The 3,432-nt window shown below is 69.7% G+C and carries 3 protein-coding genes; 1 reads left to right on the top strand and 2 read right to left on the bottom strand.

Annotation, left to right across the window (positions count from 1 at the left end; all coding sequences use genetic code 11):
* Together D7V93_RS40520 and D7V93_RS40515 are read right to left on the bottom strand one after the other, a co-directional pair.
* On the bottom strand, positions 1–474 hold a 474-nt coding region (locus tag D7V93_RS40520), incomplete at its 3' end, for a hypothetical protein (protein ID WP_120648355.1).
* A 116-nt stretch (positions 475–590) separates the two neighbouring features.
* Positions 591–2,153, bottom strand: coding sequence for an acyl-CoA carboxylase subunit beta (locus tag D7V93_RS40515; RefSeq protein ID WP_120648354.1), 1,563 nt, complete (start codon positions 2,151–2,153; stop codon positions 591–593).
* A gap of 167 nt (positions 2,154–2,320) precedes the next feature.
* On the opposite strand from D7V93_RS40515, the gene D7V93_RS40510 reads away from it, so the two are divergent.
* The coding region (locus tag D7V93_RS40510; protein WP_147451606.1) for a site-2 protease family protein at positions 2,321–3,432 on the top strand (1,112 nt) is incomplete at its 3' end.

Genomic DNA, 3,432 nt, shown 5'->3' with positions numbered 1-3,432 from the left:
GTCCACGGCCGCCGCCAGCAGGTTGCGCGCCGCGTTCCCGCTGAAGAGGCGGGCCAGCGTCGTGGTCTCCACGTCCAGCCAGCGCGCGGCCTGGCGGAGCACGTCCAGGTACTCGCCCTCCATCGCCTTGGGGGGCCGGCTGGGGGCCGCCATGCAGACGCGGGCATAGCTGTGCTCACGGTCCACGTACATGCCCATGGAGCGGTCGCGGAAGTCCTTGGACAGGGCCTGCGTCATCGCGTCCAGGTGCTCCTCGGGGGAGGCGACCTTGCCGGACGTCTTGCCGGACACGAGCGGGATCTCCGCCACGTGCCAGCCGCCGTCGGCGAGCGCATCCGGGCGGGCTTCCACCCACTTCACCTCCGGAGTGGGCAGCTCCAGCCCCTCGCACACGCCCTTGAGCGTCTGACGCAGGGCGGTGAGATTACCTTCGACGTCGGAGAGGAAGAGAACAAGGCGTCGCTGCTGGGACACGCGGGGGGCTCCTTGGGTGGCCCCGTGAAAGCCCCGGCGTTACCCGAGAATTTCCAGAACTGTCCATGCCCGCCTGCCCTCCGGGCGGAGGAGGGCGGGCGGACGGGGGCCGGGACTCAGAGCGGGATGTTACCGTGCTTGCGCGGCGGGTTCTCCTGGCGCTTGTCCTTGAGCATCTCCAGGGCGCGGATGACCTTGGCGCGGGTCTCCTCCGGGCGGATGACCTCGTCGATGTAGCCCAGCTCCGCCGCCTTGAACGGGTTGGCGAACTTCTCCCGGTAGTCGTCGGTGAGCTTCTTGCGCTCGGCGTTGGCGTCCTGGGCCTTCTGGAGCTCGCCCCGGAAGATGATGTTCACCGCGCCCTCGGGGCCCATCACGGCGATTTCGGCGGTGGGGTACGCGTAGTTGATGTCCGCGCGGATGTGCTTGGACGCCATGACGTCGTAGGCGCCGCCGTAGGCCTTGCGCGTGATGAGGGTGATTTTCGGGACGGTGGCTTCCGCGTACGCGTAGAGCAGCTTGGCGCCGTGGGTGATGATGCCGCCCCACTCCTGGTCGGTGCCGGGCAGGAAGCCGGGCACGTCCACCAGGGTGAGCAGGGGGATGTTGAAGCAGTCGCAGAAGCGCACGAAGCGCGCGGCCTTCACGCTGGCGTCGATGTCCAGGCAGCCGGCGAGCACCGCGGGCTGGTTGGCGACGATGCCCACGCTCCTGCCGTTCATGCGCGCGAAGCCGACGACGATGTTCCGGGCGAAGTGTTCCTGCACTTCGAAGAAGTGCTTCTGGTCCACGATGGCCCGGACGATCTCCTTGATGTCGTAGGGCTTGTTCGGGTTCGCCGGGACGATGGTCTTCAGCGACTCTTCCGTGCGGAACGCGTCGTCGTCGTTCGGCTGGACCGGCGGATCCTCCTGGTTGTTGGAGGGCAGGTACGAGAGCAGCTCGCGCGTCATCGCGATGGCGGCCTGCTCGTTCTCCGCGGCGAAGTGGGCCACGCCGGACTTCTGGTTGTGCGTCAGCGCGCCGCCGAGGGCCTCCTTGGAGACCTCCTCGTGCGTCACCGTCTTGATGACGTCCGGGCCGGTGATGAACATGTACGACGTGTCCTTCACCATCATGATGAAGTCGGTGATGGCGGGCGAGTACACCGCGCCGCCCGCGCACGGCCCCAGGATGAGCGAAATCTGGGGCACGACGCCCGACGCGAGCGTGTTGCGCAGGAAGATGTCCGCGTAGCCCGCGAGGCTCTCCACGCCTTCCTGGATGCGCGCGCCGCCGGAGTCGTTGAGACCGATGACGGGCGCGCCCACGCGGGTGGCCAGGTCCATGATCTTGCAGATCTTCTGCGCGTAGGCCCCGGACAGCGAGCCGCCGAAGACGGTGAAGTCCTGGGCGAAGACGAAGACCTGGCGACCTTCCACGGTGCCGTAGCCGGTGACGACGCCGTCACCGAGGATCTTCTTGTCGCCCATGCCGAAGTCGTGGCTGCGGTGGGTGACGAACTTGTCCAGCTCGCTGAAGGAGCCGGGGTCCAGGAGCAGGTCGATGCGCTCGCGGGCCGTGAGCTTGCCGGCCTCGTGCTGCTTGGCGATGCGCTCGGTGCCGCCGCCCTGCTCGGCCTGCTGCTCCATCTGCTGGAGCCGTGCGCGGAGAGGATCCTTCTCGGGGGTTGCGTCCATGGGAGGGCGCTCTAACACGATTGGAGGGCCGGTCGCAGCGCTTCCCTTGCCACTGGCGGGACGGGCGGACGGCCGGGCTTCGCGTGCACCGGGAGGGGCCCAGACAGAAGTTCAGGATTTCCAACACCGGGTCCGGGACGGGCGCGGTCGGGAGCGGGGAGGCGACGATGCGTGCGCGGCCGGGGACACTCCAGGTGGGCTCGTTCCGGGGGGTGCCCATCCGCATCCACTTCTCGTTGTTGCTGGTGCTGCCGCTGCTGGCGTTCTCGTTCGCCGGGACGTTCCAGCAGGCGGCGAGCATGGCGGATGTGCCGCCGGGCAGCCTCCCCGGACATCCGCTGGTGTGGGGGCTGGTGGTAGCGGTGGGGCTGTTCCTGTCGGTGCTGCTGCACGAGATGGCGCACACGTTCTATGCGCTGCGCCACGGCGGGGAGGTGCACGCCATCACGTTGATGATTGTCGGAGGCGTGTCGGAGCTGGGGGAGGTGCCCCGGCGGCCGCGCGACGAGGCGCTGATGGCGCTCGTCGGGCCGCTGACGAGCCTGGGGGTGGCGGTGGTGCTGGGCGGCGCGACGTGGCTGACGCAGGGCCTGGGCCTGTTCCCGCTGCGGTTCGCGGGCTTCACCCTGGCGATGCTGAACGGGGTGCTGGGGGTGTTCAACCTGCTGCCCGCGTTCCCCATGGATGGGGGGCGCATCGTGCGCGCGGCGCTGACGCCCCGGCTGGGGGTGCTCAAGGCGACGCGGGTGGCGGCGATGCTGGGGCGGGTGTTCGCGGTGCTGTTCGGCGTGTGGGGCGTGGTGTCGCTGAACCCGTTCACGCTGGTCATCTCCTTCTTCGTGCTGATGGGCGCGGAGGCGGAGTCCCGGCAGGTGCGGATGCGGGTGGTGCTGGAGCACGTGCGGGTGGCGACGCTGATGACGCCCCGGGCGGTGGGCGTGGACCTGGACCTGACGATGTCCGACGCGCAGTGGGCGCTCCGGCGCGAGCACACGCAGCTGCTGCCGGTGACGAACGGGGGCCATCCGGTGGGGCGCGTGTCGTGGGCGACGGTGGAGGGCATCCCGGAGGACGAGCGGGCCGGGTGCCTGGTGCGCGAGGTGATGGAGGATGGCGTGGTGGCGGAGCTGTGCGAGGACGGGTGGACGGCGCTGCGGCGGATGGCGGAGGCGGGGGTGCCGCAGCTCGCGGTGGTGGACGAGGAAGGGCTGCTCGCGGGCACGCTGGACTGGAACGATTTGCAGCGCGGGATGACGCGGGCGGAGCAGGAGCTGGGGCG

The organism is Corallococcus llansteffanensis (assembly GCF_003612055.1).
Taxonomy (GTDB): domain Bacteria; phylum Myxococcota; class Myxococcia; order Myxococcales; family Myxococcaceae; genus Corallococcus; species Corallococcus llansteffanensis.
The sequence above is the reverse complement of the archived record's forward strand: the minus strand, read 5'-3'. Positions and strand labels throughout refer to the sequence as shown.